Source organism: Chryseobacterium wanjuense (assembly GCF_900111495.1).
In the GTDB taxonomy this organism is placed as follows: domain Bacteria; phylum Bacteroidota; class Bacteroidia; order Flavobacteriales; family Weeksellaceae; genus Chryseobacterium; species Chryseobacterium wanjuense.
Genome location: NZ_FOIU01000001.1, coordinates 12,131 through 36,968 on the forward strand (window position 1 = coordinate 12,131; position 24,838 = coordinate 36,968).

Below are 24,838 nucleotides of genomic sequence, written 5' to 3' on the forward strand. Positions count from 1 at the left end.
TGGTCTTTACAATGTAGTGAAAAATTTTCACATTATTGATCCTCAAATTCCTTAAACGGGATTTTTAGTTGAACGGAAATCAGCTTTTTTTCCTCGGTATTAAGTTGTGAAAGAGATAAGCCTAATAATCGGACAGGCTTATCAAAAGGTCGAAGTTCCCAGAGTTTTTTTCCGGTGTTAAAATATTGCTCGGGTGAAGAAAAGTATTCTTCTTTGGTAATGCTTCGCGTATATAGGGAGAAGTCTTTATATTTAATTTTTAACGTTAATGTTCTTCCGAGAATATTATTTTTCTGCAAACGATTGTGAAGTTCGTCGCTTAAGCTTTGAAGTTTTTCATTGATCTGCTGTTCGTCAAAAAGGTCTTCAAAAAAAGTTCTTTCCACCGCCACACTTTTCTGAATCCGATGAGGTTTTACTTCGGAAGTATGAATTCCGCGGACAACGTTATAATAATATGCTCCCGATTTTCCAAATAATCTGGTAAGGTCTTCAAGAGATCTTTTCTTTAAATCTTTTCCTTTAAAAATGCCTAAACTAAACATTTTGTTAGCTGTAACTTTCCCTACACCGTAAAATTTTTCAACGGGTAATTCTTCAAGAAAGCTTTCAATTTTATCGGGATGAATGGTTTTTTGTCCGTTGGGCTTATTGATGTCGGAAGCTACTTTTGCCAGAAATTTATTCACAGAAATTCCTGCGGAAGCAGTAAGACCCGTTTGTTCGAAAATCTTTTGGCGGATTTCTTTCGCAATCTGATTGGCAGATTCTATTCCTTTTTTATTTTCGGTGACATCGAGATAAGCTTCATCCAAAGAAAGAGGTTCTACCAAATCGGTATATTCATAGAAAATTTCCCGGATTTTTCTTGAAATTTCTTTATAACGCGGAAATCGTGGCGGAACAAAAATCAAATGCGGACATTTTTCTTTTGCTGTTTTACTGGGCATCGCAGAACGGACGCCAAATTTTCTGGCTTCATAGCTCGCCGCCGAAACGACACCCCTGTGACCACCGCCCACGGCAATCGCTTTTCCCCTCAGCGCAGGGTTGTCATGCTGTTCCACGGAAGCATAAAATGCATCCATATCGACATGAATAATTTTGCGTATCGGAAAAGGAAAATCCATATCACAAAGATATGGATTCTTGTATTTTATGATTAATTTCTTTTGTCTTAAAACAAAAGAAACAAAAATTCAAGACTTGGAAACTCCGACTAAAAATAGACTCTGTTGTAAATGAGCTACATTTTTAACCATTAAGATTTTTATTAAGAAGTGAAGTTTAATTAAGAAAATCAAATAGATTTTAAATCTTAAAGCAACGCTAAACTTAATATTCTTAATTCCTTAATAAAAATCTTAATGGTTAAAATAAATAATAAAATGCAAATCTTTGCACTTTGAAGTTTGATTAAAATTATTTCAAAAGCTTATCAATCGTAGCCTGAATTTCCGGGTCTTCCGGTGAAATGGCGTAATATTTTGCAATCGCAGATTTTTGGTCGATCACCATATATCTCGGAATCCAGTTGAGGTCGACGTAGTTGTTGAAATCATTTTTCCAGCCGGATACAAACCAATAGTTTTCTTTGTCTTTCATTTCAAATCTTTCCAGACTTTTTTCAAAACCTTCTTTGGAACGGTCTAATGAAAGGAAAACAAAATCAATATTCTTATTGTTTTCTTCTAATTCTTTGGCTTTTGGAAGGGCCTTCAAACAATCTCTGCACCATCCGGCCCAAAAATCGAGTACTACAACTTTTCCTTTATGTTGATCAAGAATTTGCTGAATAGTAATCGTTTTTCCTTCTTCATCTTCCAGTTTTTGAGCTAAAGCTTCTTTGGAAAAGCCTGTTTTATTGGCCTGTGGAACTTTTTGTGAGCAGCCTAATCCAAAAATACTTAATGTAAAAAATAATAATAACTTTCTCATTTTTTCAATTTCATTTAATGCAAATCTAAACAATGAAATGCAATTGGAGCGTTATTTTGATGAATTAGTTAAGATTTATGAGATTGAAGATTTCTATTAAACTTAAATAACACATAAGAAATTTATAGACATATTACACAGCCTAAAAAGAACCCATTAGCTTTGAAAATCTTTGATTTTTACTTATGTTTTCTGAATTTTTTCAAATTTTTGAGTTAAATCTATTGTGACTAATGTGTTGGAATTTTTAATAGAGTTTATTTAAATATGATTTTTCTAATGTCACGTTTAGATCCTCTCAGGATGACAAACTTCGAGAAAATAACTTAGAATAAAATAAAGGAAAGTTTATTGATAATTCTTCACCAAGCCTTTCACTACTGTGATCACATTCGGCATCGCTTTATTGGCAGCATTCAGAACTTCTTCGTGAGAAACTGAAAATGCAATGTCCGGACCGCCAAGATCTGTAATGATGGAAATGCAGAAAACATCCATTCCCATATGTTTGGCAACGATCACCTCCGGAACGGTACTCATCCCGACCATATCGCCGCCGATCGCTTTGATCATCCCGTATTCTGCGGGTGTTTCAAATGTCGGACCTTGTAATGCAACGTAAATTCCCTTATGGATTTTAATATTATTTTCTTTGGCTGCGTGTTCGGCCACGGAAATCATTTTCTTGCTGTAAGCTTCACTCATATCAACAAATCGAGGACCGAAAGAATCGATATTTTTGCCACGAAGCGGATGTTCGGGCATCATGTTGATATGATCTTTTATGATCGCAATATCGGCAATGTTAAAGCTGGAATTTACTCCGCCGGAAGCATTAGAAAGAATCAGATTTTTAATTCCTAACAGATGAAAAACCCTTATCGGAAAAACAACGGTTTCAATAGAATGTCCTTCATAATAATGAAAACGGCCGCTCATCATCAAAACTTTTTTGCCCTCGAGAATTCCGCAGATTAATTTTCCGCTGTGGCCAACTACCGTTGTTTGAGGAAAGTTTGGAATTGCAGAATATTCTAAAGTATGAATGGCTTCAACTTCATCCTGTAATTTTCCCAATCCCGAGCCCAAAACAATAGCGAAATCAGGGGTTTCTTTAATGATGTTTTTAATAAAATCTGCTGTCTGCTTAATTTTTTCTAACATAATCTAAGATGATTTGATTGAATTCTTCCTTTTTATCAATAATCACATTGATAGGCCAGTAGTAAACAATGTCTCTAAGATAGTCAAAAGTTTTTAGACGAACATAATCCTTTTCTGTGGTTAAGATTAATTTATATTCACCTAATTTTTTGTATTCGGCAACGATTTTTTTAATATCATCATCCGTAAAATTGTGATGATCTCTGAATTTTAAATGCTTTACTCTTTGCGAAAATTTTGCAAGATGGGTCAATAAAGGTTTTGGATTGGCGATTCCTGTAATTAAAAGAATATCATAATAATTCAGGTTGTTGTCGGGAAGCATTTTTTCTTTTCCGTATACATTTTCGTCGTATCCGATGGATGAAAAGAACACTTTTTGCTTGTGGGAAGGTCTTATCCTTGAAATATAATATTGCTTGGTTTCTTCCGTGAGTTCATCGGGACATTTGCTTACCATAATGATATTCGCCCTTCTTACGCCGGTTCTTGATTCTCTTAAATCTCCTGCAGGAAGAAGATGATCTTTAAAATAAGGATCATTAAAATCGGTCATCATAATCGTGAATCCCGGTTTGATGGCTCTGTGCTGCATCGCATCGTCCAGTACCAGAACATCCAGATCCATATCGGAAATCACTTTTTGAGCTCCGGGAACCCTTTCTTCGGAAACTGCGATCACAAAACGGTTTTTAAAACGTTCAAAAAGCTGCATCGCTTCATCACCTACCATTTTGTAATTGCTCTCATAGTTGGTGACAGCATACCCTTTCGTGAGTCTTCCGTAGCCTCTGGAAAGCACTCCGGTTCTGTAATGTTTAGCTAAAAACTGAGCAAGATACATCACCATCGGAGATTTCCCGCTTCCGCCCACAGAAAGGTTTCCGACATTGATTATCGGAGTCTTGAATTTTGTCGATTTTAAAATTCCCAGATCATACATTGTGTTTCGGATACCCGTTACCATGTGATAACCTAGGGAAAAAGGATAAAGGTACCATCTTTTCATACGATTGCAAAAATAGGAAATTTCATATGGATTTGGCTTACTATGGTAGGTACTTTTCAATATTTATTTTAAAAATTTGATTGATAATTATCATTAAATTAGAGTATTTTTGTAGAGTTATTTTATTACATTGAGGTATTTTATTGAGTTTTCCTACAACGGCAAAAATTATTTCGGCTACCAGATCCAGCCGGATGCTATTTCCGTACAGGAAGAATTGGAAAAGGCACTTTCCACGATTTTAAGGGAAGAGATTAAAACAACAGGAGCAGGAAGAACAGATACGGGCGTTCATGCCAAGAAAATTTTCGCCCATTTTGATACAGAAAAAGTTTTGAATGATGATCTTCCCCGAAGATTAAACAGTTTTCTTCCGCCTGATATTTCGGTGAAAAGAATTTTTCAGGTAAAAGATGATTTTCATGCCCGTTTTGATGCGACGTACAGAACGTATGAATATTATATTTCCTTGGAAAAAAATCCTTTCACCCAGGAATTTGCATGGCAGCATTGGAAAAGACCTTTAGATATTAATAAAATGAATGAAGCCTGTAAGATTTTATTTGAATATGAAGATTTTACAAGTTTCGCTAAATTACATACCGACAACAAAACCAATCTTTGCAAAATGTACAAAGCAGAGTGGGAGCAAAACGGGAGCGAACTGAAATTCACGGTTTCTGCGAATCGTTTTTTACGGAATATGGTGAGAGCAATTGTTGGAACCATGGTAGAAATCGGTTCGGGGAAGATGAAACCTGAAGATTTACGAAAAGTAATTGAAGACAAGCATCGTAATGCTGCAGGAACTTCCGCGCCGGCTCATGGGCTGTATCTGGTGGATGTCGGGTATGAATTTGATTAAGGATTTTAAAAACATAAAAACATTATGATGTCAATTTTTATTATGATTGGAGCCTACAGATATTATGCAGGGCTTGCACAGAGATTTGGGAAGACGAAATGGCATTTCGGGCTTTTGGCTATTGGGATTTATCTTGGATTTCAGATTTTGTTTCTTTTTTGTTACGGAATTTATAAAGGACTTACAAATCCTACTGCTTTGAGCAACAATAATAATTATGACTATGGGAATTTTACATTTGTTAATTTTATAAGCTGGTTATTTGCTATTGCTGTCGTATATGGATTTCACACCTATCTTGAAAAGAAATTCACAAAGGAAATGGTAAGAAAGCCTTCTTCGGAAATTGAAGAAATTGGAAATAAGGAATGATAATAATGATGGTGACATGATATTTTTAAGTCATCATTTTAATTTACATAAAAACTAAAAACCATGGATGAAATCGAAAAACTGGCTTTTGCCCTGAATCATTTCGCCGGACTTACAGAAGAAGATTTCAAATTATCTGAAGATTTCTGGCTGCCCAAAAACTACAGTAAAGGAGATTTCTATAACCTTCGCGGAACGGTTTGTACCTATTTCGGATTTATAGTTGATGGTGTTTTCCGTTCTTATACTATTGATGAAAAAACGGGAGAGGAGAAGAATGTTTTTCTTTATTCTGCTAATGGTTTTGTGGTTTCGTTTAAAAGTTTTATCAATCAGATTCCCTGTGATTATCATACTCAGGCGCTTACGGATGCTTCGATTATTTATATCCGCTATACCGATCTGCTTTCATTGTATCAGCAGTCGCACCGATGGGAAAAATTTGGAAGGCTTTTGGCGCAGGAAGCTTTTAATATTACCATGTCGAGAATAGAAGGATTTATTTTAAAATCTCCTGAAGAAAGGTATTTAGACCTTATCAAACAGCATCCTGATATTTTTAATAATGTTCCGTTGTATCATATTTCTTCTTATTTAGGTATTCAGGGGCCATCTCTGAGCAGAATCCGAAAAAGAATTTCGGGTAAGTAATACGATTTTAACCAAGGTTAAAATTATCCTCATTTTATTCGCGGAACTTTGTCTCATAATTTAAAACCAATAAAAATAAAAGTTATGAAAACAAACACTATCGTATTAATTCATGGATTATTTGTGAACAATACAAGCTGGAAAGAATGGAAAACTTATTTTGAAGCTCAGGGCTACACCGTACACACACCTGCTAATCCGGGACACAACGGAGATCCTAGAGATCTGAAAAAGAATTTTCCGGCAGATTTGAAAGATGTGGGATTTGATGATGTGGTAGATCATTTATCAAGATTTATTGATACACTTCCTGAAAAACCTATTATTATCGGGCATTCATTTGGTGGATTGATGGTTCAGAAACTGATTGATATGGGAAAAGCTGTTGCCGGAGTAAGCATCGACGGCGCTCCTCCAAAAAATGTGATGGCTCCCTTTTCCACCGTGAAAATCGTTTGGCCGGTGGTGAATTTCTTTAAAGGAAATACCGTATTTATGGGGTCAAAAGAATGGTATCACAAAGCTTTTTTCAATAATTATTCTAAAGAGGAAAGTGACAAATTATATGAAACCATTGCTGCACCCGAAAGCAGAAAATTGGCAAGAGATCCGCTATTCAAATCTTCTGCAAAGCTGGATTTGCAAAAACCTCACGAGCCCTTGCTTTTCATTGCGGGTGAAAGAGATCATATTTTTGCTGCCAATTTTTCAAGAAAAATTGCCGGAGCTTACAAAGACAAAAACAGCATTGTTGATTTTAAAGAGTTTCCCGGAAGAAGCCACTTTATCGCTGGTGAAAAAAATTGGGAAGAGGTTGCGGGATATGTTTTGGATTGGATTAAAAAAGTAAATTAATATACATTTACATACACATTGAAAAAGAGACGGCTTGGGGAGTTGGTCTCTTTTTTATTTAATCAAACCTTTAAGGTTTAGTTGAGGAAAGACGAAGATTTAAAAGAACGACTGCGACCCTAGCCCAGATTGCAGCATTTGTTTGAGCTCATTTTATGGGTTTTCGGGGGCTGCGGCAAAGCCGCAGCCCCCGAAAACCCATAAAATAGCGAGTGCGGAAAGCTGGAAAAAGCTCCTGAAAAAATTAGAAGCAAGAACTTATTCAATTAAAACCGGAAAAATCATCTATACCATAAATAATACCGATCTGAATTTTTCATCAGGAATTCATGAAGTTGTAAAGGCTGGGAAATTATAAAGTCTTATTTTTGCAGAGAATTTTATTTTAATTCTTTCTTCAATTCGTACAATGAAAAAACAAGATACCTGGGGAATTATCAAGAGGCTGTTCTTTATCGGAATGAAGTTTCGTTCTTGGTTCGTCATTACGCTGATCATCTCCATCATACTGGCCATAGTTTCTACCTACAGGCCTTATCTTACTATGCAGGTTGTGGATAATGACATCACAGGGCTGAAAGATAAAGCGCTGATGATGAAGCATATCTACTTGTTGGTAGGTCTGGTGTTTGCGGAAACGGTCCTGAATTTTTTTCTGGTGTATTTTTCCAATTATATTTCCCAAAATGTAATCCGGGACATTAGAGAAAGACTTTATAACAAGCTTATTTATTTTAAAACTTCTTTTTTTGATAAAACTCCGATCGGGCAGCTGGTAACAAGAGCGGTTGGTGATGTAGAAACCATTGCAACGGTGTATACAGACGGTTTTCTGATGGTTTTCGGAGATATTTTGAGAATTATTTTCGTATTGGTGATGATGTTCATTACGAATGTTCACCTGAGTTATATTACACTGGCGATTTTGCCGCTGATGGTGGTGATTACGAGATTTTTCCAGAAAAGACTGAAAAAAGCATTTGGAGACGAAAGAACGTGGACGGCCAATCAAAACTCATTTGTTCAGGAAAGGCTGGCGGGAATGCCGATAATTCAGGTGTTCAACAGGCAGAATTCTGAGTTTAAAAAGTTTGATGATATTAATATTACCTTAAAAGACGCTTTGTTGAGAACGGTTTTCATCTTCTCACTGTTTTTTCCTGTGGTAGAATTAATTTCTTCTCTTTTCATCGGTTTTATCCTGTTTTATGGAAGTTATACAACGATTAAAGCAGGGGTTGTCATTGCTTTTATTCAATATATTTCGATGTTGATTCGCCCTTTGAGACAAATTGCCGACAGATTCAACAATATCCAGCGTGGTATTGTGGGTGCGGAAAGAGTTTTAGGCTTAATGGATGAAGAAAATTCGATGCCGAATACCGGAAAAGTGCAAAAAGATCACTTTGACGGAAAAATTGAGTTCCAGAACGTGCATTTTGCTTATGATGAGAAGCAGGAAGTACTGAAAGGAATTGATTTTAAAGTAAATCCGGGAGAAACCGTAGCAATTGTTGGAGCAACCGGAGCCGGAAAATCTACGATTATCAGTTTGATTACCAGATTGTATGATATTAATTCAGGGAAAATTTTAATTGATGATGTAGATCTGAAAGATTATGAATTGTATTGCCTGAGAAGCCATATCGGAGTGGTGCTGCAGGATGTTTTCCTCTTCCACGGAAGTATTTTTGAAAACCTGGCGTTTGGTGATGAAACCATTACTTTAGATAAAATAAAGGCGGGAGCAAAAGAAATTGAGGTAGATGAATTCATTGAAAGCCTTCCCGGAGGTTACGATTATGTTGTGAGCGAAAGAGGTTCGTCGATTTCTTTGGGGCAGAGACAGTTATTGTCGTTTTTAAGAGCCTATTTATCAGATCCTAAGATTTTAATTCTTGATGAGGCAACTTCTTCGATTGACCATGAAAGTGAAAAATTGATTCAGAGAGCAACCGAAAAAATTACCAAAAACAGAACCTCGATCATCATCGCACACAGACTTTCCACCATTGAAAAGGCCGATAAAATTATCGTTATGGAACACGGAAAAATCGTTGAAGAAGGCAAGCATCTGGAGCTTCTGGACAAAAACGGATATTACGCAACATTGTACAAAGCCCAGCTGAGACACGAGGTGGAAATGGAAGAAGAGGAAAGAAAATCATAGTATAATTTTAAGTATTCCGAATTTGGTGTGATAAAAATTTCTTTAATAATAAAAGAACAGGCAAAAATATATTGCCTGTTCTTTTTTATTATACAATTAAAATTTAAAACCGATACTAAAATATACTCTCCATAAATTAATGACATCATTTTTTGAGACATTAATATTAATAGGTCCTAAGACAGATTGATAGCCAAGATTAAGACCATAACTGAAGATGTTAATACTTTCTTTGAAAGGAGTGAGGTAATAGCTTCCCATTCCATAATGAAAAGATGGAGTAAGGTAAAACTTTTTGTAGATATTGTATTGAAAGTCAATTCCTAGTTTAGCTAAAGAGTTTATGGGCGCTTCCTTTTGTCTGAAACCGTTGAATTCGGGATTGTTTCCATTGAAATTATACTCACTTCCTCCAAGATAAAATTTCTGATTGAGAAAAAGATAAGGTGTCTGATTTTCCACTTGAGGTGTAAATGAGAAGTGAGTTCCTAAAAATACATTTGCCTTTACTGATAGCTTTTTAAAGATTGGAAAAACATAATTTTCATTGACAATTAAACTTATCATATTTTTAGATGCAGAATAATAACGCTCAGATGGGTTTAGGTATTGATAAAGTGAGGGTTGTGTATTTTCTAGATCATATAAATTATATTTATTTCCAAAATAATATTTAGAAATAATTTGTAGATTATTCCCGGAAGTCGGATAATATTTTTCATTCAGACTGTTCTGGTTGAATTTTAAAAATAGGTTAAAATCATTATGCTGATATACTTTATTATCAAAATTTCCCGTAATGAACTGGCCGATTTTGTCTACAGAATGATTGATTTTTTCGATATTATATTCTATTCCTGATGAAATCATCGCATTGGGATTGATAGTATAATTAATCGCTGTATTAAAATTAATATTTCTGTAAATATAATTGTCGGACAAGCTCACATTATCATCATCACTGTTTATTAATCGAAGGATAAAATCATTGCTTTTCAATTGAGAGGTATTTCCTTCAGCGCTGATCCACCAATGGGAAGTATTTCCCAGAAATTTCTGAAACTGCAGTCGTCCTTTAAAGTGTTCGGAAATATCCAGAGTAGCCAAAGCACGGAATCTTTTTTCAAGATTTCGATACGTATAATTTACGATAATTCCTACAGATTGCTCGTTGTCATAATGTAATGCCAATTTAAAAGCAGCCGGATTTACTCTTTTTACAAAAATATTCATGATCAATCCATCATCAGAATCTGTATAGGTATAATAGACTTTTTCATAATGCCTCATCCCAAAAACCCTGTCAATAGCTTCATTTACTGTTTTTGCATCATAATATACTCCTTTTTTCAAACCCATTAAATTGTTAATAGTTTCTATTTCAGCAGTATTATTTATAGGAGTGCCGTTATCTTCACTATAAGTGAATTTTACAGTTGGTTTCTTTATTTCTTCAATTAATTGATGATCATAAATAATTCCCAGCTTATGCTGTTCATTGGCTAAAGCAATAAATTCGGGGAGATGTTTTTTAGCTTCTTGTTCACCGATTTTAATGATTTCTTTATAGTTTTTAAAATCTTTTGTAGTATACTTATTGAGAGGAGTTACAAAATCTACTAAAATGTCAGACATTTTCTTCTGTTGATTATAATCCTGTACAGAATGAAATGCATGGGTCTGGTAAATCATTTTCATAGGATTTTCAATTTCTTTTTTTGTAAAAAGCCTGAATCCCGTATATCCTCCAATAATGTAATTGGCTCCCATATCTTTAACCTCCTGAACGGGGAAGTTGCGATCTAAGCCACCATCTACAAGCAGTTTTCCATCGATATAAACCGGAGCAAAAGCTGCTGGAATTGCCAGTGTCGAACGTATGGCCAATGCAAGCGAACCTTTTTTTTGCATTACTAGGCCTCCGTTGATAATATCAGAAGAGGTAAGCTCTACGGGAATACGGAGTTTACTGAAATCATTAATATGCTTCGCCGGAAAGGTAAGTGTGTTAAGGACTTCCGACATATATTGACCTTCAATATAAGATCCCGGTAACGTAGGCAAACCATCAATGACCGGAAACTCCATAATGTATTTATTATACTCGTCTTTTTCACTGATGTTCACTTTATTGTAGGGAATTTTGTTGCTTAAAACCCTTTTCCAGTCTGTAGAATAAACCATTTTTTTTAATTCGTTTCCGCTATATCCCATCCCATACAAACCTCCTAAAATCCCACCCATACTGGTTCCGGTAATATAATCTACTTTTATTTTTAAAGAATCCAACATCTTGAGAATTCCAATATGGGCAAAACCTTTTGCACCGCCACCGCTTAATGCGAGACCGAATTTTGTGTCTTTTGTAATAAGAGAGGAATGAATTTTTATTGAATCTTGCGAATACAGTAACGTAATTGTCATTATCAATGACAAAATGGTGAAAATTTTTTTCATTATTTGTGTGTTTTTGCAAATATAAGGAAATCTGATAAAGAGTTTTTTAATCAGTCCTTATTTAACTTTTATTTACATAATCATTTATCGGGAAATAGTTTCTTGAATGCACAAAAAATAAAATTCTGTGTTGTATCAAAAGGTGTTGTATGATCTTCTATAATACAATTGATTTTCTCAAAATTTTCATGAAACTGACTGCTCATAGTTTCTTCATCGTATTGTTTGATTTCCAGTCCGCTGCATTTTGTAGGTCCGTTTTTTGAAAAAGTTCCTAAAATCATGAACTTATTGATGCTTTTTTTCGCAATTTCAAGGTATTTTGAAATCTGTTCCGGTGTTGTCAGAAAATGAAAAGCCGCTCTGTCATGCCAGATATCATAGGTTTCAGTTGGCGCGAATTCTGTGATGTCTGTAGTGATCCACTGTACTTTTTCAGCTTTTTTGCCCAGTCTTTTTTTTGCTTTTTCTAATGCTTTTGCAGAAATATCAAGAACGGTAATATTTTCAAAACCTTCTTCTAAAAGGAAATCGACAAGATTGCCGTCACCGCCGCCGATATCAATAATTTTCGCATCTTTTTTCAATCCAAAAGAATGGATAAAATCTAAGGAAGTCTGAGGTTTTTTCTGTGTCCAGCTTACCTGATCCGGATTTTTGGTTTCATAGACGTTTTCCCAATGGTTTTTGTTGGTCATTTTAGAAATAATTAAAAAAGCTAATTTAAAATTTTAACCTTATTAATCGAACATTCTCCCATAAAGTTTACTCACATTAAAATATAGCCCCGGAATTTTATATTTATCCTTTTCAAATTTCTGATAATCACATTTTCCGTCATAGCTTTGGGCCTGGGATTCCAATTCGAACATATTCATCAAAACATATTCATGGGAAACGGAAATGACATGGAAGCCCGTTTCGCATTTTAATCCGTCGCCGGAACTGAGAATAGCACCCAGCAATCCGTGGAAATTAATTGAAGTTTTCTTGGCCATCGCTTCATCTTTGGTTAAATGATACAGATACGCCAGATAATTCATGGCTCGAAGATCCAGCGGATTTTCTTCCAGTGCTTCACGGAAAAGCTTCAGCCCTCTTGGAAGATCTTTATCTGTAATGTTTTCACCGCGATAAAATTTTGACATTTCCTCAAAGTTTTTCCCCGTTTTATAAGGTGAATAATTTTTCTGGAAAGTCTGTCCAAAATACAAATGTCGATATTGGTCTCCCGTGATTAGTGTATCGCTTGCCTTTAATTTCTTTAAAAGATTCGGGTAATAAAATTCAGAATTTTTGTCTTCAATATTTTTTTGAATGGCATCATAATCCGGTGCCTTGAATTCCGGTTTTTGAGCCTGTAAAATATTAAACAAGCCCAACATTATTACTACAAAAAATGTTCTCATAGTCATGGTTTCAATAGTTTATTATAATTTTTTATAAACGTAAAAAGTACGGAATACGTATAAATATTGCAAAATCAATTTAGTATTTTCAAATAAATGAATAAAATGTTAACAGAATGTTATGTTTATATTAATAAATTTATTAACTTTAATCAGAATTTAAACACTACCCCTAAAAAATGGTAGGGTGTTTGATAAATAAATCATTAATTTTTATTAAATCCAACAATATAGATGAAGAATATCCAAGATGAATTTCAAGTTTTTAAAGACGAATTGAGAAAGTTGAATATCGAAGTACAGAAAGTAGTGAAAGTGGGGAACGGGAGTATGGATTTCCACGAAGTATTTTACAAATCACCGAGATATCATGATGTAAAAAGTGTATATGTTCAGCGACATAATCTGGACAATATTCTTGAAAAATTCAGGCAAGCCTATCATTAAAATAGAACCCGCGGCTCAGAGAATCTGAGCCGCGGGTCTTTTATATATCATCAATAAAGATCAATCTTTATCCAGTGTCGATGTTTCTTTCGTATCTTTCATTCTTGCATACACCAGAAACGAAAAGAAAATACAAATTGTAATGTACCAGTAAAAATAGTGCTCTACATTAGCCTGTTTAAACCAAAGGGCAACATATTCAGCTGTTCCTCCAAAAATCGCAACCGTAAGGGCATAAGGTAATCCAACGCCTAAAGCTCTTACTTCGGAAGGGAAAAGTTCGGCTTTTACAACGGCATTAATGGAGGTATAGCCACTCACAATAATCAAAGCAGACATGATCAAAAAGAAAGCTCCCCACATCGAGGTTGTTGTACTTAATGCATTCAGAAGGGGATAGGTGAAAGCTGTTCCCAGAATCCCGAAACATAAAAGCAAAGGTCTTCTTCCTATTTTATCGGATAATGCACCAAAAACAGGCTGCAGACAAGCAAAAATAAATAAGGAAATAAATGAAAGCAGGGTCGACTGTTCTTTTGTAAGATGAACCGTATTCACCAAAAATTTCTGCATATATGTAGTGTAGGTGTAAAACGCCAGTGTTCCTCCTAGAGTCAGCCCGACAACAGTCAATAAAGCTTTAGGATGTTTTAATAATTCTTTTATGCTTCCTTTTCTCTCTTTTTTTACATCTTCATTTCCTTCAAAAGCCTCTGTTTCATGTAAACTGGATCTTAAATACAGAGCAACCACAGAAAGAATGGCACCAATGACGAAAGGAATTCTCCATCCCCAGGTTTCCAGCTGGGTTTCCGTAAGCAATAATTTTTGTAAAATAAGCTGAATACCAAGAGCCGTAAGCTGGCCGCCAATTAATGTCACATATTGAAAACTGGAATAAAAACCTCTCCGGTCTGAGGTGGCCATTTCGCTGAGGTAAGTCGCAGAAACTCCATATTCCCCACCAACACTTAATCCCTGTAAAAGCCTTGCAACAAGAAGCAGCAATGGAGCCAAAATCCCGATCGTATCGTAAGTTGGAGTAAGAGCAATGAGCAACGAACCGAATGACATCAGTAAAACCGAAAGCGTCATAGCTCTTTTTCTCCCGACTTTATCGGCAATACTTCCAAACATCCATCCTCCGATCGGACGCATCAGGAAGCCGACCGCAAATATTCCGGCTGTATTCATCAATTGTGCATTGAGATCAGAATCCGGGAAAAACGAATGTGAAAAATAAATGGAAAATGCAGCATAAGCATACCAGTCATACCATTCTACAAGATTTCCTATAGAGCCGCCGACAATGGCTTTTATCCTTTGGGCAGTGGTAATGTGCGTTGTATTCATAGGGGTAATATATTAATTTTTTTAAAGTACTATTTGAAGAGATAATAAAAATTCGCCTTTTCTGTCAGAAATTCTTTTAGAAGAGATGTCATATAGAGGTCTGCTGCTGTATTGAGCGACAATTCTTGCATTTTGACCATACAAATAAAAATTGGCTCCGACATCGTAATAACTTCCTGTCTGGTTTAAAGCTCTCATGTCTTTTAAAGCATAATTAAAATAAGGCTGAATTTTCAAAATCTTACTGAATTTTGGAATAACAAAACCGATCTGAGAGAACCAGATATTTCCGGTACCCATCAAAACCCGGTTGTTTCCGGCGCCTTCTATCATTTTTTGTCCCTTAAAATCAGGATCAGGAGTTCCGGGATTCATTATTCCGCTTATTCTTAGATAATCAGGACCAAAATTATAATTGTAAAATACCGAATATAAGGTGAGTCCCATTTCTTTTCTTTTTTCTCCCAGCGGAATTTCAGAATAGACATCTGCTCCAAAAATATTGGTGTTATGAGATTCAAAAACATTCTCTGAAGGCTGGGTTTGCGTTGCATCTTTATTGGTGTAAAAGCCGGCTCCAAGATTAAGAATTTTTTTGGAAGCGAGGTTATTTCCAGCTAAAAAAGAAGTAGCGGTAACTTCTTTTTCGAAAAACTGATAGTAAGCATATCCTGCAAAAGACAGTTTCCCGCTTTGGTTATTATCCACAGCCGGACCTCCGACTGCAGGGGTAGTTTTGGTAGCAAATGGTTTGTTGATGCTGAAACGGTAATTCAGCCTGTCAAATTCACCATGTACAAATACTCCCAACTGTCGGGCAAACTGATCTGCAATTTCTATCGTAGGAAAATTAAAAACCGGAATATCTGCAGCAAGCATTTTGGTCGTACTCGCATTGGTCATTCTGCTTACACCGTTCCAGGAGTGAAGCCCGGCTCCGATGTAAATATTGTTCTTATTAGGCTTTCCGGTCTGGAAATTATTTCTGGGAATAATGGCCAATTCGTTGTATGCATCATGAAAGAAAAAAGGTGCTTTTTTTCCTGCTCCACTGGCTCCGGTTCCTGTTCCGCCGCCGGAATTGAAGTTCTGGTTATTAATTCCCATCTGCAAAAATATAGAATAAAAAGGCGTCAGCTGACTTTGCATGATAAGCCTCATTCTTCTGATTCCTGCATCGTACGTGTGTTCCTGAGCGACTCCGTTTACCAAGGTTCCGGGATTATTATCAATACTGCGGAGCCATATCTGGCTGGAAATAGTGAATTTCAGCCATTTGTCTTTTTCGGGGTTGAGGTTGATTTTAAGTTCTCCGATATCTAAAGGATTCTTTTCTTTAGGCATATCTTCTGTCTTTTTTTCAACCTTGATACTGTCTTGAGCCTGAGTATATTGTAAAAATATAAGCGTCAGAATTAAAAATAATTTTCTCATAGGTTTCTTTACAGCACCTAAACAATTAATAAATTCTGAAGAAATTTTGAAGTTTTGAACTAAATTCGATTATTGTTTTTAAATTATTGATTTTTAGTTATTTAATTTTTAAATTTCATGCTGAAAGTATGCAGATTATTATTAAACTGATAAGAAATTTCATGATTGTAAATTTCCAAAATCTTCTTCACGAGCGACAATCCTATGCCGATCGAGTTCTGATCGGGATTTCCACGCTTGAATCTTTGAAATAATTCTTCGGAAGAAATTGTAGGAATATTTCCTGTATTTGAAATATAAAGATGATTATCGGTAAGTTGTATGAAAATTTTTCCGTTTCTGATATTATGCCTTTCAGAATTGCTGATGAGATTATTAATGACAATACAAGCCAGATTTTTATCAAAATTAATAAAAACATTTTCCTGAATTTCTTTTACTAAAGTAATATTTTGCAGCTCAATAATATCTTCAAAATAACTGATCCTTTCTTCTAATAATTCCGATAAATTGATATAAGCAGAATCACTTTTTTCAAAATGTTCAAGTTTCGCAAGAAGGATCAATGATTGGTTGATGGATGATAACCTGTCGATTTCATCATTCATCGAACATAAGACTGAGAGTTGGTTTTCGGAAAGATCATGTTCCATAAGCAGTTCTATTTTTCCTTTGATGGAAGCAAGGGGAGTCTGGAGCTCGTGAGAAGTGTTTTCGGACAACTCTTCAAGAAGATGATAATCTTTTTTCGAACTTTCAGACATGGTGATCAGGAATTTATTCATCTCCTGAAATTCCTGGGTATCCGTTTTCATCAGATTCATCGGACGGTTATCCTTTAAACTGAATTTTTTAATCTCATCCAAAGCCTGATAGAAAGGTTCCAGGATATTTTTTGAGATCAGTACGCTTAAAATGATGGTTAAAATAATCAGAAAAACCATAATCCAGGCAAGAACCATCAGAAGGCTCATGAGAAAACGGTTTTCGATGACAGTAATATACCGTACACTCGTAATCGAATATTTTCTGTGATGAATAATAGGATAGGTGGTTACGGAAATTTTGTTGATGTAAGACTGTATACTTTTATTCCAGATATATTTTTCTTCAATAATTTTTTCTTTTTCAGGAGCGGAACCCGGAAGAATTTTCACCTGTGTCTGTCGGTGATGAAATTTCAGAAAGTCGTAGTTGGGATTTTGTTCCAGTTTTTTTGTGACATAGTTGTTGAGGTCTTCCAGCTTGAGGATCGCAGAACGCATTGTCGCCCTTTCGAAGGCAAAATAGAGAATTCCAAAGCCTGTGAGAAGCACAAACAAAACAAGAATGGTGAAAGACCGGGCAAAACGCAAACTCAGATTCATCTGTCAATCCATTTGTATCCCAGTCCATACACGGTTTGAAGGTAATCTTTACAGCCTGCATCGGTGATTTTTTTGCGGATATTTTTCAGATGCTGATAGACAAAATCCACATTATCCATACTGTAGGTGTAATCTCCCCAAAGATGGCTTGCAATAGACTGTTTAGACAGCATTCTGTTCTGATTGTTAATAAAATAAATCAGCAGATTGAGTTCTTTTTTGGTAAGATTGAGGATGTTGTTGTTTATTTTACATTCTTTAGACTGAAGATCAATATGTATTTCATTAAAATTTAAAAACCGATTGTTTTCAGGCATTTTTCTTCTGAGAACTGCCTTTATCCGGGAATGAAGCTCGGGTAATGAAAAAGGTTTCGTCATATAATCATCTGCGCCGTCATCCAGCCCGGTCAGTTTGTGATCGAGAGAATTTTTGGCGGAAACAATGATAACGCTGGTTTCCGGAGAATAGCTTTTAATATGTCTTAAAATTTCAAGTCCGTTGCCATCGGGAAGCATAAGATCCAGAAGAATGCAGTCGTATTCGAAAAGTTCAATTTTTTCTAAAGCTTCTCGCGTGTCGGAAGCGGTTTCGCAGATATAATCTTCTTTTTTAAAGTAGATTATAACCGTATCTAAAAGATCTTTATGATCTTCTATAACAAGAAGTTTCATTTTGAATTCGGTTTTTTTCCATATTTATTGTAGCCAAAATACAAAAAACAGATTGAATACAATGAAACACGTTTAAATTAAAAAAAAACGAATTATAGTTTAATTTTTAAAACCTAAAACCTAATGAAAGTCCGCTTCTAAAGCCAATCCAAGGCCCGTCAATCAATATTCTGGCTCCATTCGCATTGGTTTCAACGGTATAATTCACAAAAGGAATGTCGAGATTTTCTATTTCCTGTTTCAGCTGAGCCTGCATATCAGGTGTGAGAACCACATCACTGGTCATCGTGAAATCTCCTTTTCCTGCTCCGTAATGGGCACCCGCAATCCATAAATCTAAGACTAAATTTTGCTTGCTGGTAAGGAAAAACTGTACGCCAACCATCACCCCACCACTGTTTCCATTGGCATTTCCGAAACCTTTCAATGGAATCTGGTAAGTTGTCCCGCTGAAATTATAATCATAATAAAAATCAAAAGTATTGGAAGTAATTTTTGAATATCGGTAATAAGGCGCTACATAAAATCCTTTTCCATACCCCGCTCCGAGATAAAACCGGGGTTCTATGGTAAAATTAAATACCTTCACTTCAAGATTCTGAAATCTTCTTTCATCTTCGTCACTTAAAAAAGAATTGATAAAAGGTACTTTTCCTTCCGGCATGGCTCCAAAACTCATATTGACGGAAAGCCATTTTGTAAAAGCTCTTTCATAAGAAAGATTGATATTTCTGAATGCATAAGCTGTAACGTTGGTTTTTACAATATTCATTTTGTCCGAAGAAACAGCGGCTGGTTCCTGTGCGTTTATTTGAGAAAAAATAAAACAAGGAAGTAAAATGAGATATTTTTTCATGATTTTATATTTTAAGATTGGTGGTATTTTGATGAAAGCAAAAAACGGGCAAAAAATCGTTGAGGTATAAACTTAATTTTTATTTATGATTGATAATTAAAATACAATTCATGATTATGATTAAAATGTTTAAAATTTTCACAATAATTCTTTTTAAACTCATTGAAAATTTAACCACAAAAACAAAAGATATTACTGAGCTATTTAAAGTTGAGCTATTTAAAAAAAACCTGCAAAAGAATAAAAATCAATAACTAATGTTTTACATCTTTTGTGGTTAAAATAAAGGCTAAGTTCAATAAAAAATCCGCTCAGAAATTTCCGGCGGATTTGAAATATGAATTAAAATATAAATTATTTTTTAATGAATTTTGAAGCTTCCGGTTTTTTATTATCCTTTGCTGAAACTTCGATGAAATAAGCGGCAGGCGGAAGTTCTGAAATCTGTACCTTTCCTGCTTTTACGTCAGATGTTTTGATTAATTTTCCATCTAAGCTATAAATTTTCGCTGTTGAATAATTTTCCGTTTTCCCTTTAAATTCGATAAAATCCTGCGCCGGATTAGGATAAATTTTCAATCCTTTTTTTCTGGCAGTAAGATCTCCCGTTGATAACGTTGTAAGATTCAAAGCCTGTGCTCCGTTGGTTGTCTGGTTGTTGATTCCCGCCAAAGGAACGTTGATGATAACCTGAGTCGTGCTCAGTAAAGGAAATTTATGCGCACTGTCATAGTACGAATAAGCGGTATTGACGATGGTTCCGATCGGGAACATAAAAGTGGTATCGTTGGGTAAATAAAGACTAAAATTCTGAACGGATTTAATTCTGAGTACATTCGGATACGTTGAAGACCCGAGAATCAATGTTCCGGAAGCATCTGCTGAAACATTGATGGTTCCTTTGCATAAGCCGTTGGCTGTGGTAGAAGTAAATGTTCCCTGTGCCTGATCTGTTTCCGTATATCCGAAAGCGGCAGGATAGGAAATGAAAGTTCCGTTGTTTGCAGACAGATTAAGGGTCGCATCGGGAGTGATAAGCCCTGTGATTTCAAGTTTTGAAGTCGACTGCTTGTACATAAAAGTATTTCCTGAAGAAACCATTTTTAATGTAGAGCTTGGAAATGTAGTCACATCACCCGTCGTCGGAGTTGAATAGGTTGTAGTAGCTGCAGCACCTTGTGTCAAAGAAGCATTGTTGAAGGTTGTATTGGCTCCCGTAGCAGAATTATCTACCGTTCCGTTGATGGTAACATTGTTCACCGTTTCGCCTGCAACAGGATCATTAAATGCTTTGGTAATAGTAGTTTGAGCTGTGCATAAGCCAGAGGCCGCCAGCATAGAAAATAGAATTCGTTTCATGTATAAAAATTTAGCTAAAGATACTTAAAATCTGATACTTAAATGGATTTTCTTTACAAGCTAGAGATTAATAAAAAATAAAAAACCGCTCAAAAAAATGAACGGTTATTCTGTACGTTAAATATTTTATTTGAGGTCATGAAGCCGGAAGTTCATTATTGGTAAAACTTCCTGCATCTATCTTCCAGCCAAAAAACTTAATTCTGGCTGATCATCATTTTGCGATAAGAATAAATATCTTCAATCGTCACGACGGTCATTGCTTTTTTCTCTGCAAAATCTACGATCTCTGGCAATCTGGCCATTGTTCCGTCTTCGTTGGTAAGTTCACAAAGTACGGCATCTTCACCGAGGTTGGCCATTTTTATGAGGTCTACACTTCCTTCCGTATGTCCGCGTCTTTCGAAAACACCGTCTTTTTTTGCCACTAAAGGAAACACGTGTCCCGGACTTGCAATGTGTTCGGCTTTTGCATTTTCTGCAACCGCCGTTCTGATCGTTGTTACACGGTCTTTGGCAGAAACTCCCGACTCGACGCCTTCTTTGGCTTCGATGGAAATGGTAAATGCGGTCTGGTTTTTAGAATTGTTGGTTTCCACCATGGGACGAAGGTTCAGGTGTCTGCTTTTCTCTTCCGAAATGCACAGGCAAACGATTCCGCTGCATTCGCGGATTAAAAGTGCCATGTCTTTTTCTGTAATGGTGGAGGCAGGAAAGATGATGTCGCCTTCGTTTTCACGGTTTTCATCGTCTACCAGCAGGATGCCTTTGCCTTGTTGTAGTGTTAAAAGTGCTTTCTCTACACGTTCTTTCGGAGTGGCTCCGAATTTTTCAATTAATTTTTCCATGTTATTTTACTTTTGAAAGTTAAAATACACTTCGGTACATGGAAATGAAATACAACACAATGAGTCCATCGAAATAGTCTCACTGATTGCTCCATTTTCTTCTCCCATCCAGACTTTAACTGTCGGTTTTGGAATTCCACCAAATCAGTCCCTTCAAAAGAAAGGAGTCGCGGACTGTAACCGCCGGTAGGGAATTTCACCCTGCCCCGAAGAAAACTTATACTAAGTTTTACTGTATGTTTCTGTTTTAATTTAAATTTTTAATTCATTGATTTTTATTTAACGTACAGACGACAAATTTCGGGAAGTTTTTTGGAATGAAGAAGAATTTATTAATTTTTATAAATATCCCTGACATTATTTTTCTCTGCAGGCACACTCATGATTTTCATTGATATATGCAATCGAAAGGGTACAGATTTTTTCTAAAACATCAATATTAATATCAGACAATTTTTTGATGTAGATACAGGCTTTACCCATTTTAAATTTTCCGAGATCATCTAATAATGGTTTACTTTCTTCGGTTGGCGAATAGACGTACAGTGAAAACTCTGCTTTGCGCGGTGAAAAGCCGATGATTGGAGCATCACCTTCATGTCCGCTTGCATATTTGTAATGATAGCCGCCGAATCCTATGATGGTAGGTCCCCACATTTTAGGTTCAAATCCTGACCATTTGCTCATTAGCTTGATTAGCTCAAAACTATCCGCTTTCTTTTCATCCTTTTCTACATATGAATTAATAAAATCGGTGACACTGACTGCTGTTTCTGTGGTTTTGTTTGCTTTAGCCATGATTTTAGATTTTGTTTACACCCCTTTGATATATTTTGTTTTTGTAAAAATAAAATATACTTTATTGTTTATATTTAATTATCAAAAATTTGAGAATCAAAAGTAAAACAAGTGATAATGCTGACCTTACAGTAATCCTTATTCCATCGAATTTTGTAGATTATTATTGATTTTTTTCCGTCAACTGATCAATATATTTTTTCAAAGTACAGGAAACCGAACTCGAATTGGAAAGCTTCAATGCTTTTTCAAAATTTTCTATAGCTTTCACATCATTGATATCCGTATAAAGATGACCCAACAGCGAATAATAAAAAGGATTATCCATAAGATTGAGTTTTTCGGCTTCAGAAATAGCAGCGGATTTTCCCCTCACTTTCGCAAAGGCAAAAGTACGGTTGAGTGCAGCGATAGGAGAGTACTCGATTTGTAAAAGCTGGTTGTACAACTGTAAAATATTTTCCCATTTTTCACCGGTGTCTTTTTTCTTGGTGTGCCAATAAGCAATGGCGGCTTCAAGGTGAAATTTGGTAAGGGTATTTCCGAAAGCACTTTGATTTAAAAATTTTATTCCTTTTCCAATTAAAGCATGATCCCATAAAGTATCATCCTGTTCTTCGTATAAAATATTTTCGCCATTTTCACTGATTCTTGCATTAAACCTTGACGAATGAAAATACATCATGGCTAATAATGCGTTCGTAGAAGGTGAATTGGTCATGGGATTTTCGAGAAGTAATGAAGTAAGTCTTATCGCTTCTTCGCATAGATCTTTTCGCAAAATAGCATTTTGAGAGGTGGAATAATACCCTTCAGAAAATAGTAAATATAACGTTGTAAGAACCGTCTGTAAATTAGAATTGATCTGTGATACGGAAGGCTGCTCGATTTTTATGCCTTCTGTTTTTAATTTTTCTTTGGCGCGTTTTAATCTTTTATAAACGACTTCCTTATTCACCAAAAAAGCGTCGGCCACTTCCTGTGTTCCGAATCCGCAGAGTAAATGTAAGGCTAAAGAAATTTGAGATTCCTTTGAAATAGATGGGTTACAGATGGTAAACATCATTGCAAGCTGGCTGTCGATAATGTTTTTCTGGGAAAGGTCTATGTCAAATTCTTCGGTGTTGGATGAGGTGTATTTTATTTCAGTTGAGATTTTCTGTTGAAATAGCTGATCCCTTTTTAAATGGTTTTTGGTCTTATTTTTTGCCACTGTGTAGAGCCAGGCTGTCGGATTTTCCGGGATTCCGTTGATGCTCCAGGATTCTGTGGCGGTGAGAAAAGTATCGCTCACGATGTCTTCGGCAATTTCGATATGGTCGATACCAAATGTCGAACAGAGCACGGAAACAATTTTCCTGTACTCTGTCCGGAATAAATTTGGTATTAATGCCTGTTCGTGCATTTAATTTAAATATAAAAAAAATTATTGTGTCACAGGAGGAATCGCCATTCTTACTTCCACGCTTGCTCCCCATTGAAGAATCGGGCATCCTTTTGCAATTTCTACAGCTTCGTCATAATCATTGGCTCTGATAATGAACATTCCGCCGATGGATTCTTTGATTTCTGCGTAAGGTCCGTTGGTTACGGTGTCGCTTTTTACCACTCTTCCGCCAAGGTCCCATCTTTTGGGTGGAGCCACCAGTTTGTTTTGTGCTGCAATACTTCCCAGCCAGTCCTGAAACGGCTGAATAGAAGCCTGCATCTGTTCCGGTGAAGGAGAAGCATCTTTATTAATAATATCTCTGTGTATTGCTATTAAAAACTCGTTCATGATTTTAGATTTAAAATTTTAATGATTGTAATTGGATTGTATAAATTTAGTAAACTTGATTTACATTTTTAACCATAAAATTTAGCTTGATTTTATGCCTTGTTTGTCGTTCCGTAGAAGCATTGAAAAAGTTAAAATTAATTTTAATCTATTCTGTTTAAATTCTTTCAGAATGACAAAAATGTGGAATTATTTCTGCTGTTTTTATGATTAAATTATTATCTCTGATTTTCCGGGTTGGAAATCCACTCGTCATAATGAATGGTTCCCAGCTTTGCATCGTCTTTCGGAATTAAAGTAGCATCATTCAAAGGAGCGCCGAAGTATTTTGCTTCCGGGCTTGCAACCACTTCGTCAGGATTTTTCATGATCGCGGTGTATTTTTTTACCAGATCGGATAATTTAATTTTGTCCGGACCGCCGATTTCTACCGTTGAATTTTTCGGTTCACCGATCACAACTTCCGTCATTGCTTTTACAACATCATCTGAAGCGATTGGCTGGATAAGAGCTGGAGAAACTAAAATTTGATGGTCAACCGTACTGGAGTGAACGATCCCGCCTACAAATTCGAAAAATTGGGTCGAATGCACGATGCTGTAAGGAATTCCTGCAGATTTAATAATGTCTTCCTGCACCTGTTTTGCTCTGAAATATCCGCTTTCCTGCAAACGTTCCGTGCCGACAACTGAAAGTGCGATGTGATGATTAACACCCGCTTTTTTCTCTGCTTTCATCAAGTTTTCACCCGATGTTTTGAAGAAGTTCATGACATCGTCATCGGCAAAAGAAGGGGAGTTGGCAACGTCTACAACAACGTCTACATTTTCAAGAGCCTGATCCAACCCTTCTCCCGTAAGTGTATTCACTCCGGAGTTCGGGGAAGCGGCCAAAACCTCATGTCCGAGATTTTTAAGGCTGTTGACAAGCTTGCTTCCGATAAGACCTGTACCGCCGATTACTGTGATTTTCATTGTGTATAATTTTTATGGGTTTATACTGTAATGACAATCGGATTTCCGGGATTGGACAAAA

The 24,838-nt window shown here is 35.9% G+C and carries 25 protein-coding genes and 1 riboswitch; of the genes, 7 read left to right on the forward strand and 18 right to left on the reverse strand.

What is annotated here, in order from left to right:
• Positions 1-32: 32 nt before the first annotated feature.
• The 4 genes from dinB to lpxK form a co-directional block, all read right to left on the reverse strand.
• Positions 33-1,130, reverse strand: coding sequence for a DNA polymerase IV (gene dinB / locus BMX24_RS00050; protein WP_089789878.1), 1,098 nt, complete (start codon positions 1,128-1,130; stop codon positions 33-35).
• Positions 1,131-1,422: 292 nt separating this feature from the next.
• Positions 1,423-1,938 carry a TlpA family protein disulfide reductase gene (locus BMX24_RS00055; RefSeq protein ID WP_089789880.1) on the reverse strand — a complete coding sequence of 172 codons (516 nt, stop codon included), beginning with the start codon at positions 1,936-1,938 and terminating at the stop codon, positions 1,423-1,425.
• Between the two features lie 348 nt (positions 1,939-2,286).
• On the reverse strand, positions 2,287-3,102 hold the full coding sequence (locus BMX24_RS00060; RefSeq protein WP_089789882.1) for a purine-nucleoside phosphorylase: 816 nt from the start codon (positions 3,100-3,102) through the stop codon (positions 2,287-2,289).
• Positions 3,086-4,111: a tetraacyldisaccharide 4'-kinase gene (gene lpxK / locus BMX24_RS00065; protein WP_089789885.1), complete on the reverse strand. Its 1,026-nt coding sequence runs from the start codon at positions 4,109-4,111 to the stop codon at positions 3,086-3,088. Before lpxK ends, BMX24_RS00060 begins: the two co-directional genes overlap by 17 nt.
• A 130-nt stretch (positions 4,112-4,241) precedes the next feature.
• On the opposite strand from lpxK, the gene truA reads away from it, so the two are divergent.
• The 6 genes from truA (at position 4,242) to BMX24_RS00095 (ending at position 9,024) form a co-directional block, all read left to right on the forward strand.
• Positions 4,242-4,976 (forward strand): tRNA pseudouridine(38-40) synthase TruA, encoded by a 735-nt coding sequence (gene truA, locus BMX24_RS00070; RefSeq protein WP_089789887.1) that lies wholly within the window; start codon positions 4,242-4,244, stop codon positions 4,974-4,976.
• A gap of 24 nt (positions 4,977-5,000) precedes the next feature.
• On the forward strand, positions 5,001-5,348 hold the full coding sequence (locus BMX24_RS00075) for a hypothetical protein (RefSeq protein WP_089789890.1): 348 nt from the start codon (positions 5,001-5,003) through the stop codon (positions 5,346-5,348).
• A 63-nt stretch (positions 5,349-5,411) separates the two neighbouring features.
• A complete protein-coding gene (locus BMX24_RS00080) occupies positions 5,412-5,999 on the forward strand; it encodes a Crp/Fnr family transcriptional regulator (RefSeq protein WP_089789892.1) in 588 nt (195 codons plus the stop codon).
• 84 nt (positions 6,000-6,083) lie between these two features.
• On the forward strand, positions 6,084-6,854 hold the full coding sequence (locus tag BMX24_RS00085) for an alpha/beta hydrolase (RefSeq protein WP_089789895.1): 771 nt from the start codon (positions 6,084-6,086) through the stop codon (positions 6,852-6,854).
• 142 nt (positions 6,855-6,996) lie between these two features.
• Positions 6,997-7,212, forward strand: a complete 216-nt coding sequence (locus tag BMX24_RS00090; protein WP_089789897.1) for a hypothetical protein — start codon at positions 6,997-6,999, stop codon at positions 7,210-7,212.
• Between the two features lie 51 nt (positions 7,213-7,263).
• Complete coding sequence (locus BMX24_RS00095) at positions 7,264-9,024, forward strand: ABC transporter ATP-binding protein (protein WP_089789899.1); 1,761 nt, start codon at positions 7,264-7,266, stop codon at positions 9,022-9,024.
• 96 nt (positions 9,025-9,120) lie between these two features.
• On the opposite strand, the gene BMX24_RS00100 is transcribed toward BMX24_RS00095, so the two are convergent.
• The 3 genes from BMX24_RS00100 to BMX24_RS00110 form a co-directional block, all read right to left on the reverse strand.
• The gene (locus tag BMX24_RS00100; RefSeq protein WP_089789902.1) at positions 9,121-11,481 is read right to left on the reverse strand and encodes a patatin-like phospholipase family protein; all 2,361 of its coding nucleotides are present in this window, start codon (positions 11,479-11,481) and stop codon (positions 9,121-9,123) included.
• 80 nt (positions 11,482-11,561) lie between these two features.
• Positions 11,562-12,179: a class I SAM-dependent methyltransferase gene (locus BMX24_RS00105; protein WP_170835629.1), complete on the reverse strand. Its 618-nt coding sequence runs from the start codon at positions 12,177-12,179 to the stop codon at positions 11,562-11,564.
• A 42-nt stretch (positions 12,180-12,221) separates the two neighbouring features.
• Positions 12,222-12,890, reverse strand: a complete 669-nt coding sequence (locus BMX24_RS00110; protein ID WP_228404611.1) for a DUF4919 domain-containing protein — start codon at positions 12,888-12,890, stop codon at positions 12,222-12,224.
• Positions 12,891-13,124: 234 nt separating this feature from the next.
• On the opposite strand from BMX24_RS00110, the gene BMX24_RS00115 reads away from it, so the two are divergent.
• A complete protein-coding gene (locus BMX24_RS00115; protein WP_089789909.1) occupies positions 13,125-13,337 on the forward strand; it encodes a hypothetical protein in 213 nt (70 codons plus the stop codon).
• 60 nt (positions 13,338-13,397) lie between these two features.
• Here the strand turns inward: BMX24_RS00115 and BMX24_RS00120 are convergent, their stop codons facing one another.
• The 11 genes from BMX24_RS00120 to BMX24_RS00170 form a co-directional block, all read right to left on the reverse strand.
• Complete coding sequence (locus BMX24_RS00120; RefSeq protein ID WP_089789911.1) at positions 13,398-14,690, reverse strand: MFS transporter; 1,293 nt, start codon at positions 14,688-14,690, stop codon at positions 13,398-13,400.
• A gap of 21 nt (positions 14,691-14,711) precedes the next feature.
• Positions 14,712-16,124 carry a hypothetical protein gene (locus BMX24_RS00125; protein ID WP_089789913.1) on the reverse strand — a complete coding sequence of 471 codons (1,413 nt, stop codon included), beginning with the start codon at positions 16,122-16,124 and terminating at the stop codon, positions 14,712-14,714.
• A gap of 101 nt (positions 16,125-16,225) precedes the next feature.
• Positions 16,226-17,491 carry a sensor histidine kinase gene (locus BMX24_RS00130; protein WP_089789915.1) on the reverse strand — a complete coding sequence of 422 codons (1,266 nt, stop codon included), beginning with the start codon at positions 17,489-17,491 and terminating at the stop codon, positions 16,226-16,228.
• Complete coding sequence (locus BMX24_RS00135; protein ID WP_089789918.1) at positions 17,488-18,165, reverse strand: response regulator transcription factor; 678 nt, start codon at positions 18,163-18,165, stop codon at positions 17,488-17,490. The genes BMX24_RS00130 and BMX24_RS00135 overlap by 4 nt, the downstream gene beginning before the upstream one ends.
• 106 nt (positions 18,166-18,271) lie before the next feature.
• Positions 18,272-19,021 carry a DUF3575 domain-containing protein gene (locus tag BMX24_RS00140; RefSeq protein ID WP_089789920.1) on the reverse strand — a complete coding sequence of 250 codons (750 nt, stop codon included), beginning with the start codon at positions 19,019-19,021 and terminating at the stop codon, positions 18,272-18,274.
• Between the two features lie 354 nt (positions 19,022-19,375).
• Positions 19,376-20,380: a T9SS type A sorting domain-containing protein gene (locus tag BMX24_RS00145; RefSeq protein ID WP_089789922.1), complete on the reverse strand. Its 1,005-nt coding sequence runs from the start codon at positions 20,378-20,380 to the stop codon at positions 19,376-19,378.
• 197 nt (positions 20,381-20,577) lie between these two features.
• The gene (gene ribB / locus BMX24_RS00150) at positions 20,578-21,228 is read right to left on the reverse strand and encodes a 3,4-dihydroxy-2-butanone-4-phosphate synthase (protein ID WP_089789924.1); all 651 of its coding nucleotides are present in this window, start codon (positions 21,226-21,228) and stop codon (positions 20,578-20,580) included.
• A gap of 92 nt (positions 21,229-21,320) precedes the next feature.
• A riboswitch (FMN riboswitch) is annotated at positions 21,321-21,446 on the reverse strand.
• 139 nt (positions 21,447-21,585) lie between these two features.
• Complete coding sequence (locus BMX24_RS00155; protein ID WP_089789926.1) at positions 21,586-22,026, reverse strand: DUF1801 domain-containing protein; 441 nt, start codon at positions 22,024-22,026, stop codon at positions 21,586-21,588.
• 163 nt (positions 22,027-22,189) lie between these two features.
• On the reverse strand, positions 22,190-23,431 hold the full coding sequence (locus tag BMX24_RS00160) for an RNA polymerase sigma factor (RefSeq protein WP_089789929.1): 1,242 nt from the start codon (positions 23,429-23,431) through the stop codon (positions 22,190-22,192).
• A 21-nt stretch (positions 23,432-23,452) separates the two neighbouring features.
• The gene (locus tag BMX24_RS00165) at positions 23,453-23,803 is read right to left on the reverse strand and encodes a YciI family protein (protein WP_089789931.1); all 351 of its coding nucleotides are present in this window, start codon (positions 23,801-23,803) and stop codon (positions 23,453-23,455) included.
• Positions 23,804-24,021: 218 nt separating this feature from the next.
• The gene (locus BMX24_RS00170; RefSeq protein ID WP_089789932.1) at positions 24,022-24,777 is read right to left on the reverse strand and encodes an SDR family oxidoreductase; all 756 of its coding nucleotides are present in this window, start codon (positions 24,775-24,777) and stop codon (positions 24,022-24,024) included.
• Between the last annotated feature and the right edge of the window lie 61 nt (positions 24,778-24,838).

Excerpts from the sequence above, each read along its gene's own strand:
- dinB (WP_089789878.1), bottom strand. The coding sequence starts at position 1,130 with ATGGATTTTCCTTTTCCGATACGCAAAATTATTCATGTCGATATGGAT.
- BMX24_RS00055 (WP_089789880.1), bottom strand. The coding sequence starts at position 1,938 with ATGAGAAAGTTATTATTATTTTTTACATTAAGTATTTTTGGATTAGGC.
- BMX24_RS00060 (WP_089789882.1), bottom strand. The coding sequence starts at position 3,102 with ATGTTAGAAAAAATTAAGCAGACAGCAGATTTTATTAAAAACATCATT.
- lpxK (WP_089789885.1), bottom strand. The coding sequence starts at position 4,111 with ATGAAAAGATGGTACCTTTATCCTTTTTCCCTAGGTTATCACATGGTA.
- BMX24_RS00075 (WP_089789890.1), top strand. The coding sequence starts at position 5,001 with ATGATGTCAATTTTTATTATGATTGGAGCCTACAGATATTATGCAGGG.
- BMX24_RS00080 (WP_089789892.1), top strand. The coding sequence starts at position 5,412 with ATGGATGAAATCGAAAAACTGGCTTTTGCCCTGAATCATTTCGCCGGA.
- BMX24_RS00085 (WP_089789895.1), top strand. The coding sequence starts at position 6,084 with ATGAAAACAAACACTATCGTATTAATTCATGGATTATTTGTGAACAAT.
- BMX24_RS00095 (WP_089789899.1), top strand. The coding sequence starts at position 7,264 with ATGAAAAAACAAGATACCTGGGGAATTATCAAGAGGCTGTTCTTTATC.
- BMX24_RS00100 (WP_089789902.1), bottom strand. The coding sequence starts at position 11,481 with ATGAAAAAAATTTTCACCATTTTGTCATTGATAATGACAATTACGTTA.
- BMX24_RS00105 (WP_170835629.1), bottom strand. The coding sequence starts at position 12,179 with ATGACCAACAAAAACCATTGGGAAAACGTCTATGAAACCAAAAATCCG.
- BMX24_RS00110 (WP_228404611.1), bottom strand. The coding sequence starts at position 12,890 with ATGAGAACATTTTTTGTAGTAATAATGTTGGGCTTGTTTAATATTTTA.
- BMX24_RS00115 (WP_089789909.1), top strand. The coding sequence starts at position 13,125 with ATGAAGAATATCCAAGATGAATTTCAAGTTTTTAAAGACGAATTGAGA.
- BMX24_RS00120 (WP_089789911.1), bottom strand. The coding sequence starts at position 14,690 with ATGAATACAACGCACATTACCACTGCCCAAAGGATAAAAGCCATTGTC.
- BMX24_RS00125 (WP_089789913.1), bottom strand. The coding sequence starts at position 16,124 with ATGAGAAAATTATTTTTAATTCTGACGCTTATATTTTTACAATATACT.
- BMX24_RS00130 (WP_089789915.1), bottom strand. The coding sequence starts at position 17,491 with ATGAATCTGAGTTTGCGTTTTGCCCGGTCTTTCACCATTCTTGTTTTG.
- BMX24_RS00135 (WP_089789918.1), bottom strand. The coding sequence starts at position 18,165 with ATGAAACTTCTTGTTATAGAAGATCATAAAGATCTTTTAGATACGGTT.
- BMX24_RS00140 (WP_089789920.1), bottom strand. The coding sequence starts at position 19,021 with ATGAAAAAATATCTCATTTTACTTCCTTGTTTTATTTTTTCTCAAATA.
- BMX24_RS00145 (WP_089789922.1), bottom strand. The coding sequence starts at position 20,380 with ATGAAACGAATTCTATTTTCTATGCTGGCGGCCTCTGGCTTATGCACA.
- ribB (WP_089789924.1), bottom strand. The coding sequence starts at position 21,228 with ATGGAAAAATTAATTGAAAAATTCGGAGCCACTCCGAAAGAACGTGTA.
- BMX24_RS00155 (WP_089789926.1), bottom strand. The coding sequence starts at position 22,026 with ATGGCTAAAGCAAACAAAACCACAGAAACAGCAGTCAGTGTCACCGAT.
- BMX24_RS00160 (WP_089789929.1), bottom strand. The coding sequence starts at position 23,431 with ATGCACGAACAGGCATTAATACCAAATTTATTCCGGACAGAGTACAGG.
- BMX24_RS00165 (WP_089789931.1), bottom strand. The coding sequence starts at position 23,803 with ATGAACGAGTTTTTAATAGCAATACACAGAGATATTATTAATAAAGAT.
- BMX24_RS00170 (WP_089789932.1), bottom strand. The coding sequence starts at position 24,777 with ATGAAAATCACAGTAATCGGCGGTACAGGTCTTATCGGAAGCAAGCTT.